Source organism: Dermacoccus sp. Tok2021, from assembly GCF_019895135.1.
Taxonomy (GTDB): domain Bacteria; phylum Actinomycetota; class Actinomycetes; order Actinomycetales; family Dermatophilaceae; genus Dermacoccus; species Dermacoccus abyssi.
The window spans coordinates 1-16,296 of record NZ_JAGTHU010000019.1; the positions used below are offsets into that span (position 1 = coordinate 1).

At 69.6% G+C, this 16,296-nt stretch carries 11 protein-coding genes; 5 read left to right on the forward strand and 6 right to left on the reverse strand.

Going from position 1 to position 16,296, the window contains the following annotated elements:
* Positions 1-100: 100 nt before the first annotated feature.
* From K9D12_RS11245 to K9D12_RS11255, 3 genes are all read right to left on the reverse strand, one after another.
* Positions 101-1,918: a BCCT family transporter gene (locus K9D12_RS11245; RefSeq protein ID WP_223060278.1), complete on the reverse strand. Its 1,818-nt coding sequence runs from the start codon at positions 1,916-1,918 to the stop codon at positions 101-103.
* Between the two features lie 332 nt (positions 1,919-2,250).
* The gene (locus K9D12_RS11250) at positions 2,251-3,759 is read right to left on the reverse strand and encodes an AI-2E family transporter (protein WP_225911200.1); all 1,509 of its coding nucleotides are present in this window, start codon (positions 3,757-3,759) and stop codon (positions 2,251-2,253) included.
* 136 nt (positions 3,760-3,895) lie between these two features.
* Positions 3,896-5,551 (reverse strand): DEAD/DEAH box helicase, encoded by a 1,656-nt coding sequence (locus K9D12_RS11255; RefSeq protein ID WP_223060280.1) that lies wholly within the window; start codon positions 5,549-5,551, stop codon positions 3,896-3,898.
* Between the two features lie 202 nt (positions 5,552-5,753).
* On the opposite strand from K9D12_RS11255, the gene K9D12_RS11260 reads away from it, so the two are divergent.
* Positions 5,754-6,467, forward strand: a complete 714-nt coding sequence (locus K9D12_RS11260) for a ferritin-like fold-containing protein (protein ID WP_047310299.1) — start codon at positions 5,754-5,756, stop codon at positions 6,465-6,467.
* 67 nt (positions 6,468-6,534) lie between these two features.
* Here K9D12_RS11260 and K9D12_RS11265 read toward each other — a convergent pair whose 3' ends face one another.
* From K9D12_RS11265 to K9D12_RS11275, 3 genes are all read right to left on the reverse strand, one after another.
* Positions 6,535-6,813 carry a GlsB/YeaQ/YmgE family stress response membrane protein gene (locus K9D12_RS11265; RefSeq protein WP_047310298.1) on the reverse strand — a complete coding sequence of 93 codons (279 nt, stop codon included), beginning with the start codon at positions 6,811-6,813 and terminating at the stop codon, positions 6,535-6,537.
* A 192-nt stretch (positions 6,814-7,005) separates the two neighbouring features.
* Positions 7,006-7,227, reverse strand: coding sequence for a DUF3107 domain-containing protein (locus K9D12_RS11270; RefSeq protein WP_047310297.1), 222 nt, complete (start codon positions 7,225-7,227; stop codon positions 7,006-7,008).
* Between the two features lie 107 nt (positions 7,228-7,334).
* A complete protein-coding gene (locus K9D12_RS11275; protein WP_225911201.1) occupies positions 7,335-7,970 on the reverse strand; it encodes a TetR/AcrR family transcriptional regulator in 636 nt (211 codons plus the stop codon).
* 93 nt (positions 7,971-8,063) lie between these two features.
* On the opposite strand from K9D12_RS11275, the gene K9D12_RS11280 reads away from it, so the two are divergent.
* The 4 genes from K9D12_RS11280 to K9D12_RS11295 are packed head-to-tail and all read left to right on the forward strand — an operon-like array spanning position 8,064 to position 16,290.
* On the forward strand, positions 8,064-9,236 hold the full coding sequence (locus K9D12_RS11280) for a ThiF family adenylyltransferase (RefSeq protein ID WP_223060257.1): 1,173 nt from the start codon (positions 8,064-8,066) through the stop codon (positions 9,234-9,236).
* Complete coding sequence (locus K9D12_RS11285; protein ID WP_223060258.1) at positions 9,233-9,580, forward strand: MGMT family protein; 348 nt, start codon at positions 9,233-9,235, stop codon at positions 9,578-9,580. The genes K9D12_RS11280 and K9D12_RS11285 overlap by 4 nt, the downstream gene beginning before the upstream one ends.
* Positions 9,581-9,625: 45 nt before the next feature.
* Complete coding sequence (locus K9D12_RS11290) at positions 9,626-12,823, forward strand: ATP-dependent DNA helicase (protein WP_225911202.1); 3,198 nt, start codon at positions 9,626-9,628, stop codon at positions 12,821-12,823.
* Positions 12,820-16,290 (forward strand): ATP-dependent helicase, encoded by a 3,471-nt coding sequence (locus K9D12_RS11295; protein ID WP_370633499.1) that lies wholly within the window; start codon positions 12,820-12,822, stop codon positions 16,288-16,290. Before K9D12_RS11290 ends, K9D12_RS11295 begins: the two co-directional genes overlap by 4 nt.
* The last annotated feature ends 6 nt before the right edge of the window (positions 16,291-16,296 follow it).

A 16,296-nucleotide genomic window follows, 5' to 3' on the forward strand; every position in this document is an offset into this window, starting at 1 on the left:
CCGCGCCCGCCCCGGCCCCCCCCCCCCCCCCCCCCCCCCCCCCCCCCCCCCCCCCCCCCCCCCCCCCCCCCCCACGGCGTTGCTCGAGTCTCGAGGCCGATCAGACGTCGTGACGCGGCGGCTGCCCCTTCGGGCGAACACGCGGACGTCGGGGCGTCTCACCGGGCACACGCGTGGCATCGCTGTCACCCGTGGCGACCTCGGTGGCGAGCGTCGAAACCCTCTCGGCGTGCTCGGACGGCACGGCGACGAGGCTGATGTCGTCACCGCCGTGCGTCTTGACGCCGCTGATGACGGCCTTCTCGATGAGGTCGCGTCCCTTCTGGGCGCGCAGCATCATCGGGTCGGAGTGCAGCTCCCGCACGAGCGCGACGCACATGAGCACCATGACGATGACGAACGGCAGCGAGCTGACGATCGTGATGTTCTGCAGGCTCGTGAGAGCGGCCGACGAATCTCCTTCGGCCAGGCCGGCGAGAAGCATGACGGCGGCCACGGCGCCGGTGGCGGCACCCCAGAAGATGACGACCCAGCGGCTCGGCTCGATGCGGCCACGCTCGCTCAGCGTGCCCATGACGATCGAGGCCGCGTCGGCGCCCGAGACGAAGAACACGGCGACGAGCACCATGACGACGACCGTGGTCACACCCGCGAGCGGGAAGTGGTCGAGGACGTCGAACAGGGCCGCGTTCGAGTCGACGGTGAAGACACCCTCGACCTTCTTCGCGATGTCGTGGGTCTCACGCTGCACGTCGATGGCCGTGCCACCGAAGATGGCGAACCACACGAGCGAGACGAGCGACGGCACGAGGAGAACGCCGGTGATGAACTGGCGGATCGTACGGCCACGCGAGATGCGCGCGATGAACATGCCGACGAACGGGGTCCAGCTGATCCACCAGGCCCAGTAGAAGACTGTCCAGCTCGCGAGCCAGTCGTGCATCGGCTGCAGGCCGGTGGCCTGGCTGCGCGACGCCATGAAGGGCAGCTGGTCCATGTAGTCGCCGAGGCCGGTCGGCAGCAGGTTGAGGATGAAGGCCGTCGGGCCGACGACGAACAGGAACACGGCGAGCACGAGGGCGAGCACCATGTTGAAGTTCGACAGGTACTGGATTCCCTTCTCGACGCCGGAGACGGCCGAGAAGATGAAGCAGATCGTCAGGATGACGATGATCGACACGAGTGCCGTGCCGCCGACCTTGTTGACCCAGCCGTTCTTCTCGAGGCCGGCGGCGATCTGCAGGGCACCGAGGCCCAGCGATGCGGCCGAACCGAACAAGGTCGCGAAGATCGCGAGACCGTCGATGACCTTGCCGACGGGTCCTTCGGCGCGGCGTCGTCCGATGAGCGGAACGAACGTCGAGCTGATGAGCTGGCTGCGCCCCTTGCGGAACGTTCCGTACGCGATGGCGACACCGACGACGGCGTAGATCGCCCACGGGTGAAGCGCCCAGTGGAACATCGTCGTCGCCATGGCGACCTGGAGTGCCTCGGGGCTCTCCGCGCCGGCACCGCTACGCGGCGGCGGGGTGACGAAGTGCGTGAGCGGCTCGGCGACGCCGTAGAACATGAGGCCGATGCCCATGCCGGCGCTGAACATCATCGCGATCCACGAGGTCGTCTTGAACTCGGGCTTCTCGTTGTCGTGACCGAGCGGAATGTTGCCGTAACGGCTCGCCGCCAGCCAGATGGCGAAGATGACGAAGCACGTGGCGAACAGGATGAACGCCCAGCCCATCGAGTCCATGACCCACCCGAGGGCGGTCGAGGAGCCCGACGACATCGTCTTGGGCGAGAGAAGACCCCACGCGACGAACGCGATGGCGAAGGTAGCCGTCACGCCGAAGATGATCTTGTCGAGAGTGCCCTTGTGGACGGCCTCGTGCTGGGGAATGGGCTCGTCGACGCCGACGAGCATTTCGTGGGACGAGTGCGCGGTCGACGAATCCGACGACGTGCCCTCGTCCGAGGCTGTGTGCTGCTGCGAAACGCTGTCAGGTTCCGCTGGTGGTGTCGTGTCGGACACGCGGAACCTCCCGTATCGGCCCCTTGCGGGTGCCTACTTTGCGTACTCGGACAACCGCTTTCCCCCGAAGGGAGGGAGACCGGTAACCATGTGAGCCTACCGGGGCCCGTGACGCATAGCGAATGAAATCAGTTAAGCCGCCCCGTCAGACGGGTCACGTCCGAGCACGAAACGCCCCCGCCGTCGGAAGCGAGACCGAGGACGGGGGCGTGACTGACATGCGTTCAGCGCCGGAAGCGGCGGCGCAGTCCGCCGACGACGGACCGGGCGCGGTCGGCGGGTGCGGAGCCGTGCGCAATGACCTGCGACAGCGTGCTCTTCTCCCCGTCGTCCGCAGCTATCGCGGCACGTGATTCGGCGCCGATGCTGGTCTCCTCACCCCGCGCCTTCCGGTCGGCGAGGCGCCGAAGACGCTCCGTGCGCAGGGCCGCGGTGCGCCCCCGGTCGGTGCGGTACTCGAGATCGTCGGCGCTGATCGTGCCCGCCCGCAGGTCGATCTGCTCGCCCACATAGCGGAAGAGCACGGCGATCGTGGCGACGACCGGAACGGCGAGGAAGCCACCGACGACGCCGTGGCCCTCGGAGCCCGCCGCGATACCGAGCAGGACGAGCACGGGGTGCAGCGACATCGAGCGGCTCTGCAGCATCGGCTGGAGCACGTGGCCCTCGATCTGCTGCACGGCCACGATGATGCCGAGCACGATGAGCGCCGTCGTCGGACCCTGCGTCACGAGGGCGACGAGCACCGCGAGAGCACCCGCGACGAACGCACCCACGATCGGGATGAAGCCACCGAGGAAGGTGATGACACACAGGGGCAGGGCCAGGGGCACGTCGAGGATGACGAGACCGATTCCGATGAAGATCGAGTCGATGAGGGACACGATCGCCTGGGTGCGGATGAAGCCCGAGAGCGTGTGCCACGCGCGGGTGAAGACCTCGGTGAGGTGCGCGCCGGTGCGCTCACCCGTGACCAGACGCACCCACGGCAGGAATCGGTCACCGTCCTTGATGAAGAAGAAGGACAGGATGAGGCTCAGCACGAGCGTCACAAGGACACTGCCGACCGTCGTCACACCGGAGAACACTCCGGACGCGATGACGTCACCGGACTTGGTGATCTTGTCGTTGATCGTGCCGACTGCGTTGTCGATCTGCTGTTGCGGAACGTTGAACGGCGGGCCCTGGACCCACTCCTGAACCTGTGAGACACCCTGGGTCGAGCGGGTCGCGAGTTCCGGAGCCTGGTTCGCGACCGAGGGCACGATGGCGGAGATGACACCGCCGAGGATGCCGAGGGCGCCAAGGATCGAGATGACAGCCGCCAACGCCGGAGCGCAGCCGCGTCGACGAAGCCACGCCGTCGGCGGCCACAGGACCGTGGCGATGATGAGGCCGAGGATGAGCGGCAGGATGATGACCCAGAACGGCGCGAGCGCGCGTCCGAGCAGGTAGAGCGTGATGATGACGACGCTGATACGTAGTGCCCAACGCGACATCGAGGCAAAGCCCGACGCGAGGATCTGCGAGCGATCGGCCATGGGGCCGTTCTCCGGCTCGTTCTCGTCCTGACTCTCACGGCGCGCATCGAGGTTGCGCTCGTCGAAGTTCTGGTCGCCGGTGTTGCGGCGGTCGTCCTGCTGGGGCGGAACGTCGGCGTCGGCGTCGAGTGGCCTGGAATCGTCCGGGTTTGTCGCCGGCATCTCGTCGTCCTGGCGCTTGGCTGGCGTCATGGGTGGGCGACCTTTCGTGGCAGTGTCTTCGGGCCCACAGTAATGGGCGTGCGGTGCCGCCCGCGAGGTGGCGGAGCGGGGTGTCGCACGATGCAAAACAGGGTGCACCCCAAAGGATGCACCCTGTTTCGACCGATCAGTTCTGGTCGGCCGGCGGCGTGTTCGCGCCGCCCGAACCACCGCGCGTGCGGCGACGACGTCGGCGCGGCTGGCCGTCGCCGGAACCCTTGGAGGAGTCGGCTCCGTTGCTCTCACGGCTCTGACGGTCACCGCCACGTGGGCGATCGCCGTTCGAGCGGGGGCCGCCTCGGCCACCTTGGCCGCGGCCACCGGAACGGTTGTCGCGACCGCCACGACCACCGGAACGCTCGCTCGAGCGCTCACCGCCGGAGCGGCCCGTCTCGCCGAGGTCCTCGACGCGCTCTGCGCCGAGTCCTTCGCGGGTGCGAGCCGACTTCGGGAGCTTTCCCGTGGCGTTCGTCGGGATGTCGAGATCCGTGAAGAGGTGCTCGGAGCTCGAGTACGTCTCCTGCGGGTCCGGGATGCCGAGGTCGAGCGCCTTGTTGATGAGCGTCCACCGGTGCAGGTCATCCCAGTCGACGAGCGTGATGGCGATACCGGTGTTGCCCGCGCGGCCCGTGCGGCCGATGCGGTGGACGTAGGTCTTCTCGTCCTCGGGGCACTGGTAGTTGACGACGTGCGTGACGTTTTCGACGTCGATGCCGCGCGCGGCGACGTCGGTGGCGACGAGGACGTCGACCTTGCCCGCCCGGAAGGCGCGCAGGGCCTGCTCGCGAGCGCCCTGGCCGAGGTCACCGTGCAGCGGTGCTGCCGCGAAGCCGCGCGCGTTCAGCTCGTCGGAGACCTTGGCGGCGGTGCGCTTCGTGCGGCTGAAGATGATAGTGAGGCCACGGTCCTTGGCCTGCAGGACGCGGGCGAGGAGTTCGACCTTGTCCATGGCGTGTGCGCGGTAAACGATCTGCTCGATGGCGGCCACCGTCTCGGCCTCGCTCGCGTCGTCCTGCATGGCGCGGATGTGCGTGGGCTGCGTCATGTAGCGGCGCGCCAGCGCGACCACGGCGCCGGGCATCGTCGCGGAGAACAGCATGGTCTGGCGGGCGGCCGGCGTCATCGCGAGGATCTTCTCGACGTCCGGCAGGAAGCCGAGGTCGAGCATCTCGTCGGCCTCGTCGAGTACGAGCCCGCCGACGTACGACAGGTCGAGGTGTCCGCGGGAGGCGAGGTCGATAAGACGACCGGGCGTACCGACGACGACCTCGACGCCACGCTCGAGTGCCTCGATCTGCGGCTCGAAGGCGCGGCCACCGTAGATCTGGACGATGCGGATACCGCGGCGCTTGGCGGCTGCCTCGAGGTCGGAGGCGACCTGGACGGCGAGCTCACGCGTCGGCACGACGACCATGGCCTGTGGCTTGCCCTCGGGTGCCGGGACGGGGGAGTTCGACGTTTCGCCCTTCACGGTGACGCGGGCGAGGAGCGGGACGCCGAAACCGAGCGTCTTTCCGGTGCCGGTACGGGCCTGGCCGATGATGTCGTGGCCCGAAAGGGCCACGGGCAGCGTCATCGCCTGGATGGGGAAGGGGTGGACGATGCCCTTGTCGGCCAGGGCCGCCACGATGTCGGGGTGGACCCCGAAGTCGTCGAACGTCTGGGTGGCGATGGGCTCGGCGGGGGCCTCGGCCTCGATGGAGGTGATGCCGGCCGAATCGAGTTCGGCCGCGCTCGGCTGGGTCTGGGTCACGATCGTGCTTCCTGTCGGGCCCCGGGGCATGGTTGCCACGCCGGAGCGAAGGAGGGCCGATCGGAGGTCTTCTCGTTCACTGCGCTCACGCGGGGAACGACCTTGGGTGGACCTTGGGGGCGGCGGAGGGCCGACCTCGGTCGCGGCATCGTGGCCGACCGGGCACCTGCTGTCCGTTTCAGTGTACTCGCCGCGCGACGAAGCAGTGGCTGCGGGCGATAGCATCGCCTTCATGAGCGACTCCGTGACGCCCGCGCCCGCCACTGCCGTCCTGCGCACCCTCGACGACCCGGACTACCGGGCCGGGGTCGTGGATCTTCTGAGCGTCATCGCCTACGGCGAACTCTCCGGAGCCTTCGCCACCGTCGACGACGCCTCGCGTGCGCCGCGCCTCGACCACAAGCTGGCTCTCGCCCGCATGGCCCGGATGGACTTCGACCACTACGAGGAGCTCGCTGCTCGGCTGCGCGAGATCGGCGCCGAGCCCGAATCCTCGATGGAGCCTTTCACGGCCGCCATCGACGAGTGGCACCGCCGCACTCCGCCGGCCGACTGGTACGAGGGCCTCATGAAGGCCTATGCAGGCAGCGCTATCGCGAACGACTTCTACGCGGAGATCGCTCGCTACGTCGACCCCGAGACCCGCGCACTCGTCGAGCGCGCGGTCGGCGCTGACGAGCAGGATGCCTTCGTCAAGCAGGTGCTCGCCGAGGCGATCGCCCAGGATCCGCGCCTCGGCTCGCGTCTTGCGCTCTGGGGGCGCCGACTCGTCGGCGAGGCGCTCAGCCAGGCCCAGCGTGTGGCGGCGTCCCACGACGCCCTCACGGCCCTGCTCGTCGACGACGGCTCGGGCGTCGGCGCCGACCTCGCCGAACTGACGCGCATGTTCGAGCGGCTCACGACGAACCACTCCGAGCGGATGCAGGCGCTCGGCCTCACGGCCTGACGCCTCCGCCCGAGACGCAAAATCCCCCGCAACGAATCGGTTGCGGGGGATTTTTCGTGCGCGAGGATCAGACGCGCGTGGTGTTCTTGCGACCCGTGATCGACAGGTAGACCGTGATGAGGATCGCGGCGATGATGACGCCGAGGATGAGGGCGATCCAGTCGATGCCCTTCGTGTCGCTCTTGCCGGAGATCGCGGTGTAGATCGAGGAACCCGCGACCGAACCGATGATGCCGAGCACGATCGTCATGAGGATCGAGATGTTCTGCTTGCCCGGCATGACGAGACGCGCGAGCGCGCCGATGATGAGGCCGGCGATAATGGCGCCGATGATCGTACCGATCATGATGAACTCCTAACAGTGATGGGCGGGGCGGGTGTGCCCCAACGCTTCTGCTCTCACCTAAGCGAATTTTCAGGTCACTTTCAACTATCCACCCATGTGGGTGTGTTATTGGCGCCTTCGGGTCGAGGCCGAATCTCCGGGGTGAACGGGGCCTTCGCGCTGATGGGAGAGAGCTTGTAAAGACCGGGGCGCTCAGCCGCCGAAGCCGACGCGACCCTTCTGCTCGGCCGCGATGTCGACATAGGCGAGCGCCGACGTCGGAACGGTGACCGACTGGCCCTTCTCGTCCATGAGCGTGAGCGGCGTGCCGCTGCTCAGGGCCTCGCCGACGGCCGCGCGCACGGCCTCGGGCGACTCGTTCGATTCGATGACGATCTCTCGGGCGACGTTCTGAACGCCGATACGGACCTCCATGGCCCCTCCTCTTGTCTCGGTGAAGTCTTGGTCAATGGTGACGGGTGCGGTTGCCTCTGCCCACATCTACGGGCACCGGTCACCGTGGGCCTGTTGAGGTCAACGCCTCAGCCTGCGATTTCATCCCCGCCGGTCTTCGGGAATCCGGTCAGTCCCCTCCAACCGAGGACGCCGACGATGCGTGCGGCCTCCTCGCGGGGAATCGGCGCACCCTGGGCCACCCAGTAGCGCGCGACGACCTGCGACATGCCGACCAGTGCGACGGCGACGAGCCGGGCCTGCTCCTCGGGCAGGCCGGTGTCCTCACGCACGACCTGCGACACGATGTCGGCGGTGTCGTCGAGGCTGCGCTCGACGCGCTCGGCGACAGCGGGCTCGTTCGTCAGGTCGGACTCGAAGACGAGGCGGAAGCCTGCGTCCTCACGCTCGACGAACTCGAAGAAGGCCCCGACGGCGGCGGCGACACGTTCGTTGTTGTCGGTGGTCGACCCGACGGCCTTGCGCACCAGTTCGGGGAACTCGCGGGTGTGCTGGTCGAGCAGCGCGAGGTAGAGGTCGAGCTTGCCGGGAAAGTGCTGGTAGAGCACGGGCTTGCTGACGTGCGCCCGCTCCGCGATCTCGTCCATCGCGGCGCTGTGGAACCCCGACTCGACGAACACCGACTGCGCGGCCTCCATCAACTGGGCTCGCCGGGCCGAGCGGGGCAGACGTCCGCGCTTGGTGGGGTCGTCCGTGCCGGTCATCGGGTGAACTCCTTCGTCGGCGGTCATAGGCTGGGTGTGACTTTAGCGCCCCGCCCCGCCAGAGCGGGCGGCAGCTACCGGGAAGGAACATCTGTGGCATCGTCGCGACCACTTGACCCGGGCGAGCGCCTGCGTTACGCGCGCCACCTGACGCTGCCCGGTGTGGGCGAGGCGGGTCAGCGCGCGCTGCGTGACGCACGGGTCCTCGTCGTCGGCGCCGGAGGTCTGGGGGCGCCCGTCGTCTCGTACCTCAGCGCGGCCGGGGTCGGGGTCATCGGTGTCGTCGACGACGACGTGGTGGAGTGTTCGAACCTGCAGCGGCAGGTCATCCACACCGAAGCCGGGGTGGGCGAGGCCAAGGTTTCCTCCGCGGCGCGGTTCGCGTCGCAGCTCAACAGCGGAGTGACGATCGTGGAGCACCGGGTCCGCCTCGACGCCCGGACTGCGCTCGAGATTCTTCCCGAGTACGACGTCGTCGTCGACGGGAGCGACAACTTCTCGACGCGTTACGTCCTCAACGACGCGTGTGTCGCGTTGCGCCTTCCCTTGGTGTGGGCGTCGATCTCGCAGTTCTCGGGCCAGTTCGGGGTGGTCGTTCCGGGCCTCGGCCCGTGTTATCGCTGTTTGTTCCCGCGCCCGCTCGCGGACGGCGAGGTGCCGGACTGCGCCGTCGGCGGCGTGCTCGGCGTGTTGCCGGGTGTCGTCGGCACGATGGAAGCGGTCGAGGTGATCAAGCTCGTCACCGGCGTCGGGGAGGTGGCCCGCGACGGGGTCTGGCTCTACGACGCGCTCTCGACGACCCTGACGCGGTTGCCGCTCGCTCGTGATGTGGAGTGTGTCGTCTGCGGTGACGGTGACCAGCGTCTGTTCGACGGTCTCGACGGGACCGGCCGGGGAAGTGACGTCACCGAGGCGGGTGAGGTGCCGCAGGTCGACGCCGCGCAGCTGGCTGAGCTCGATGACCCGCTCGTCGTCGACGTTCGGGAGCACACGGAGGTGGCTGCACGGCCCGTTCCTGCGGGGTGGGGTGAGGTGGTCGTGCGGCCGTTGAGTACGTGGGAGCCGTCGACGGCTCCGGAACTGCTCACGGCGGCACAGGGTCGTGCGGTCGTCACGGTCTGCGCGGCAGGATCGCGTTCGGCCCGGGCCGCGCGGGTGCTGCTCGATGAGAGTCGCGAGCAGACGGGACCGCGGATCATGTCGCTCGCCGGTGGCCTGGCCGCATGGAAGGAACAGGCGGAGCCGAGGGCTCGTGAGCTCGATTGAGCGCAGCAGGCGGGACATCTCGATCAGAACCTCGTCTGCACGAGGCGGCCCGTGAGGAACTGCGCGAGCGCGTCGTCGAGGTCGTCCACGACGTGCCCGAAGGCGCCGTGACGACCTACGGCGACATCGCCGCGGTCGTCGGAACCGGAGCCCGGCAGGTCGGCCGCATCATGAGCGAGGGCGATGCGGCCTGGCCGTGGTGGCGCGTCACGAACGCCGCGGGTCGCCTTCCGGAGCACCTGCAGGCGGAGGCGCTCGCGGCCTATCGCGAGGAAGGAACACCGATCCGCGATGATCACGCCGATCTGCGGCGCGCGCGATGGCGCCCCGGGTTCGACGAATGACGCATCGTTGCGCGGTTGTCGGTGGCAGGTGATGGGATGACGCACATGCCGACGCCACCGCTCCAGCTCCGCTCGATGCTGCGCGCCACACCCGGCGGCGACCCCGCGGCCGCGATGCTGTTCGATGCGACACAGCAGGCGGTGCTCGACGCGGACGACCGAGTGCTGCACGTCGTGGGTGCGCCGGGTACGGGCAAGTCGACGCTCGCGGTGGAACTCGTGGCTCAGGCGGTCCGCGACGGCCTGGCCCCGGACGCCTGCGTTCTGCTCTCGCCCACGCGCACGCTCGCCGGTGAGCTGCGGGCCAGGGTGACCACGCGCGTCGGAGGCACATCGAGCGAACCGATCGCCCGAACGCCGCAGGCGCTCGCCTTCGGCATCCTGCGCGCCCGCGCCGCTCTTGAGGGGCTTCCCGCGCCGCGGCTGCTCGCCGGGCCGGAGCAGGACGTGGTGATCAAGGAGTTGCTCGCGGGACACCGCGCCGGGCTGGGCCGTGTGCCGAACTGGCCCGCCGATCTGAGCGAGGCACTGCCCACCCGCGGCCTGCGCAACGAACTGCGTGACCTGCTCATGCGTGCCGTGGAGTGGGGCCTTTCGTCGGACGAGCTGGTGGCACTGGGCCACGAGCACGGCCGACCCGAGTGGTGTGCCGCGGCGAGCGTCCTCGACGAGTACGACGACGTCACGGCGCTGTCGCGCCCCGGGGCGTTCGACCCGGCGTGGATCCTCGGCGCGGCCGCCGAGGCGCTCCGCTCGAACGACGACCTGCTCGCCCAGTACCGCTCGCAGTTCTCCCTCGTCGTCGTCGACGATGCGCAGGAGCTCACCCGCGCAGGCGTCGTCTTCCTCCGAACGCTCGTCGGGCCAACGCAACGACTCGTGCTCATCGGAGACCCGGACGTCACGGTGCAGGGCTTCCGGGGAGCCGACCCGCGCTACATGGCCGAGGTCGCCGAGGATCACGGCGCCACGCGGCGTCTCACGCTCGGCGTGGGGCATCGCGCGCCGCGTGCCCTGGCGGCCGTCCGCGAACGCGTCAGCGCCCGTATCGGTGCGGTCGACGGTGCGGCGCACCGCAGCGTCACCACGCGACCGGGCGGTCAGGTCGACGTCGCATTGCTGCGTAGTGCCTCGCAGGAGGCAGCGCACATCGCCGGTACGTTGCGCCGCTCCCACCTCGTCGACGGGGTGGCCTGGCGCGACATGGCGGTCATCGTGCGCGGCTCCGGCATGACCACGGCGCTGCGTCGGGCGCTCAATGCCGCCAAGGTTCCCGTCGCCATCCCGCCCGCCTCACTCGCGCTGCGGGACGAACCGGCGGTACGTCCTTTCCTGGCCGCCCTCGACCTCGTCACTGCGGGGGAAGAGACGGTGCCCGGTGACCTCGCGCTCGATCTGCTCACCTCCCCGCTCGGCGGGGCGGATCCGGTCGTCCTGCGGCGGCTGCGGCGTGCGCTGCGGCGCGAGGAACTGGCACTCGGCGGTGCTCGTACGTCCGACGAACTTCTCGGGGCTGCGCTGTTCGAGCCCGTCCTGCTCGCGTCGCTCGGCCCGGAGGGCACGCCGGCTCGTCGGGTGGCGCGTGTCCTCGACGCTGGACGAGCCGCGTTCGCCCAATCCGGTGAGTCCGGCGACGCGGAGCACGTGCTGTGGGCCATGTGGCAGGCCAGTGGCCTCGCCGAGCCGTGGGAGGCGAACGCCCTCAGCGGTGGCGTCGCAGGTACCCGGGCCGACCGTGACCTCGACGCCGTCGTCGCGCTCTTCGGGGCAGCGGCCACGTACGCCGACCGGTTGCCCGGCGCCGCGGTACGCGACTTCCTCGACCACGTGCGCGGCCAGGACGTTCCCGGTGACCGCCTCGTCGCGGCGGCGCCGGACGACGACGCCGTCGCGCTGCTCACGCCGGCCGGCGCGGCCGGACGCGAGTGGCACACCGTCGTCGTCGCCGGGGTTCAGGAGGGCGTCTGGCCGGACCTTCGGCTGCGTGGTTCGGTCCTCGGCTCGGAGGAACTCGTCGACATCCTCGCGGGCCGTGGCCGTTCGCTGGCCGCGCGTCAGGCCGCTGTGCGGTACGACGAGACACGGCAGTTCGCCATGGCGGTCAGCCGCGCGCGCGAGAACCTCCTCGTCACAGCGGTTCGTGACGACGACGAACAGCCGAGCGTCTACCTCGACATCGTCGACCCGCTCACCACGTCGGCCGGAGCGGACGCCTTGCGCGAGTTCACCTCGGTGGCACGCCCCATGACGTTGGCGGGTGTCGTGGCGGAGGCGCGCCGGATGCTCGCCTCCACCGACGAGATCGAACGAGACGAAGCCTCCCGGCGCCTCGCCCGCCTCGCCGCAGCCGGTGTTCCGGGCGCTGACCCGAGCAGTTGGTGGGCCCTCGTCGCCCAGTCCGACGACCGACCGGTGCGCGCCCCTGAGAGCGTCGTGCGGGTGAGCCCGTCCAAGGTGGAGAGCTTCCACCGCTGTTCGCTCAACTGGCTGCTCACGACGAACGGTGCCTTCGGCCCTTCGATCGGAGCAAGCACCATCGGCACCCTCGTCCACGAGATCGCGCAGGAGTTCGCCGACACCGATCCCACCGCGATGCAGGCCGCGCTCGACGAACGCTGGCCACGTCTCGGGCTCGGCCAAACCTGGCTGGCGAGGGTCGCCAAGGAACGAACGAGTGGCATGATCGGCCGGCTCGAGGGCTATCTCGCCGACGCGAAGGCAGACGGTTGGTCCGGCGCCGGAGTCGAGCGGCCCTTCAGTGCCGTCATCGGCCGGGCCAAGATCTCCGGCATGGTCGACCGGCTGGAGAGCCACGACGGCCGCGGCCTGCGCATCATCGACTACAAGACGGGCGGGTCCAAGCCCAACGATGCCGAGGTGGCGGCGCACCCGCAGCTGGCCGCCTACCAGGCCGCGCTCGAAGCGGGAGCCTTCGGTCCGGGCGTGACGAGCGGCGGCGCCGCACTCGTTCAGCTCGGCAAAGCCGCGGGCGACAGCAGCCGAAGTCCCGCCAAGCTCCAGGTGCAACCGCCCCTCGTGGCCGACGAATCCCGCCAGGATCCGGCCGGGGACGAGGCTTCGACCGAAGCCTCCGTCGGAACGAGCGCCTGGGCGCGCGACCTCATGGAACGCACCGCCGACGGGATGGGCGCGGCTACGTTCCGCGCCGCCATCAACCCGGGATGCACGATCTGCCCGGTCAAGAGTTCCTGCCCTCTCCAGCCGGAAGGACGCACGCTGTGAGCGACATCCCCACCGAGCCCGCCACGGCTACGTCGAACGGTCGGCGGTACGTCAGCGCGGACGAGATCGCGGACGCCTTGGGGCGCTACCGGCACACGCCCGAGCAGAAGGCCGTCATCGAGGCTCCGCTCGAGCCCCTGCTCGTCGTGGCAGGTGCGGGCTCGGGCAAGACCGACACGATGGCCTCACGCGTCGTGTGGCTCGTGGCGAACGACATCGTGCGTCCTGCGCAGATTCTCGGGCTCACCTTCACGCGTAAGGCAGCGGGTGAGCTCGCCGAGCGCATCGGGCAGCGCCTGCGCCTGCTCGAGGCGAGCGGGCTGTGGAAGCCACAGGCCGACGAGGACGGCACCGAAGGCCTCGGCGAGGCGCCCACCGTTTCCACCTACAACGCCTACGCCGGGCGCATCGTGAGCGAACACGGGCTGCGCCTCGGCATCGAACCCGACTCCCGGATGCTCTCCGAGTCGGCATCCTGGCAGTTCGCCCACGAGGTCGTGGCCTCGTGGGACGGCGACATGTCCGACATCACGGTGGGTGAAGCGAGCGTCAGCGCGGGGGTTCTCGCCACGAGCGGCGAACTCAAGGAACACCAGCGCGACGTCGACGATCTGCGCGCCTACTACGAGGGCCTGCTCGCAGGCCTCGAAACGATCCCGTACGCACCCCGCAAGCGCAGCCTGGGAGACGCTGGAAAGGCGCTGCGGATCAAGGCCAAGGGGCATCTTCAACTGCTTCCGCTCGTCGAGGGTTATACGCGGCTGAAGGCCGAACGCTCGGCCCTCGACTTCTCCGACCAGATCGCCTTCGCGGCGCGATTGGCGGAGCGCTTCGAGCAGATCGGGGAGGGGGAGCGTCTGCGTTACCGCGCGGTGCTGCTCGACGAGTTCCAAGACACGAGTGCCGCGCAGATCAGTTTCCTCGCCTCGGTCTTCGCGCGCGGTGAGCAGCGTCCCGGCGTCATCGCCGTCGGTGACCCGCACCAGTCGATCTTCGGTTGGCGTGGCGCGAGTGCCACGACGCTCGCCTCGTTCCGTCAGGAGTTCGCTCTGCCGGGTGAGGACGTGACGCCGGTGGCGTCGCTGTCGACGTCGTGGCGCAACGACCAGGCCGTCCTCGATGTGGCCAACGTCGTGGCGGCGCCCCTCACCCAGGCTTCCCGTGTTCCGGTCGAGCCGCTGCGTGCGCGTCCTGACGCCGGGCCGGGCACCGTGCAGGCGGCCCGCCTCGAGACGGATGTCGAGGAGGCGCGCTACGTCGCGCGGTGGATCGCGGAACGACGTGCCGTCGTCAGTGCCGACGGGCACGAGCGAACAGCAGCCGTCCTGTGCCGCAAGCGCTCTCAGTTCGTCCCGGTTCTCGAAGCCCTCGACGCCGAGGGCATCCCGGCCGAAGCCGTCGGCCTGGGTGGCTTGTTGCAGACCCCCGAGGTCGTCGATCTCGTCTCGATGCTCTGGGTCGTCGACGATCCGGGTCGAGGTGATCACCTCATGCGGCTGCTCACCGGTCCGGCCATGCGCCTGGGCCCGGCCGACCTCGACGCCCTCGGCACGTGGGCCCGTGAACTGCACGAGCGTCAGCGCGAGGAGGCCGCTGCAGCGCTCGCGCGTGCCGCCGAATCCGCCGGCAGCGCAGGGGAGGGCCAGTCCCCGGGCCGTTCGGAGGGCGAGGCGTCACCGGGTCTGATCGCGCCGGTGGCGCGCCGGGAGGCAGATCTCGCCGAAGGCACCCGCGACGACATCAGCCTCGTCGAAGCCATCGGTGAACTGCCAGACGAATCGTGGCGTGGGCGGGACGACGAGCGCTTCTCGCCGGAGGCGTTGGCTCGGCTGGCGGGCTTTCATACCTCCTTGAACCGACTTCGTCTGCTCACCGGTTTGCCGCTGGCCGACTTCGTGGGAGAGGCCGAGCGAGTGCTCGGACTCGACATCGAGGTGCTCGCGCGGCCGGGGCACGATCCGTCGACGGCGCGTGCTCACCTCGACGCGTTCGCCGACGTCGCCGGTACCTTCTCGGCGCAGGCGGAGCGTCCCACGCTCGGAGGGTTCCTCGACTGGCTCGATGCTGCACGTGAGGAGGAACGTGGCCTAGAAATGCCGGCCATCGAGGTGAACCCCCGGGCCGTTCAGGTGCTCACCGTGCACGCCGCCAAGGGCCTCGAGTGGGATGTCGTCGCCGTGCCCGGCCTCGTCGAGGGGTCCTTCCCCGGGCTCGACGGGCGAACGCAGGCGGCCGGCGACGAGTGGGCCTTCTCGCAGCACAAGGTCAAGGGTTGGCTCTCGGGCCTCGCGAGCATCCCGTACGACCTGCGCGGCGACCGAGTGGGCCTTCCCGCGTTCGACTGGCGAGCCGCCGCTGACTCGGACGACCTCAACGACCGTTACGGCGTCTACCGGGAGGCGGGCCAGGCTCACGAGCGTGTCGAGGAACGGCGCCTGGCGTACGTCGCGTTCACCCGCGCTCGCTCGGAGATGCTCCTCACCACTGCGCCGTGGACGAGCGGGAGCAAGTCGCCGCGGTTGGCGTCGAGCTTCCTCGAGGAGGTGATCGCCGCCGACCTCGCCGAGGTGCTGCAGTGGTCGCCGATGCCGCCCACGCTCGTCGACGGAAAACCTCCGACGAACCCCCTCGAGGAGAACGCGCACGAGGTCATCTGGCCCGTCGACGCGATGGCCGAGCACCGCGCAGCCATGACGCCTGGTGCCCGCCTCGTCGAGCAGGCGCGCGAACGTCTCTCCGAGGGCGAGGACCTCGAAGCACCGGGTCAGGCCGGCCTGCCGCTCGAAGGCACCCCGGAGGACCGCGACCTCGAGGTCGAACTCCTTCTCGCAGAGCGCGCTCGTGAGCGTCGGCGTGAGGATCGTTCGGTCGTGCTTCCCTCCCACCTGTCGGCCTCGGCCGTCGTCGCGCTCGCGAGCGATCCGGCCACGTTCGCGCGGCGCCTGCGTCGGCCCATGCCGAGCGAGCCGGCGGTCGCCGCGCGCCGCGGTACGGCGTTCCACGCCTGGGTCGAGCAGCACTACGGCTCGGCTGCGCTCGTCGATGTCGACGAGCTGCCCGGATTCTTCGACGAGGAACCGGCCACCGATGACGCCCTGCCGCGCCTGAAGGAGAACTTCCTCGCGAGCGAGTGGGCCGCGCGCACCCCGCTCGATCTCGAGGTCTCCGTCGAAACGGTCGTGGCGGGCTACGCCATTCGCGGTCGCATCGACGCCGTCTTCGCGCGCGCCGACGGTGGCGTCACCGTCGTCGACTGGAAGACAGGCGCCCGCCCGGACGCCGCGACGTTGCGCCATCGCAGCCTTCAGCTCGCCACGTACGCCCTCGCGTACGCGCGCCTCAAGGGGCTCGACCCGGCCATGGTCGACGGGGCGTTCTTCTACGCCGCGAGCGGAGAGACGTACCGCCCGCCGATGCAGACCCAGCGTGAGATCGAGGAGTTGCTCGTCACCGCCACCGAGGGGTGACGGAAG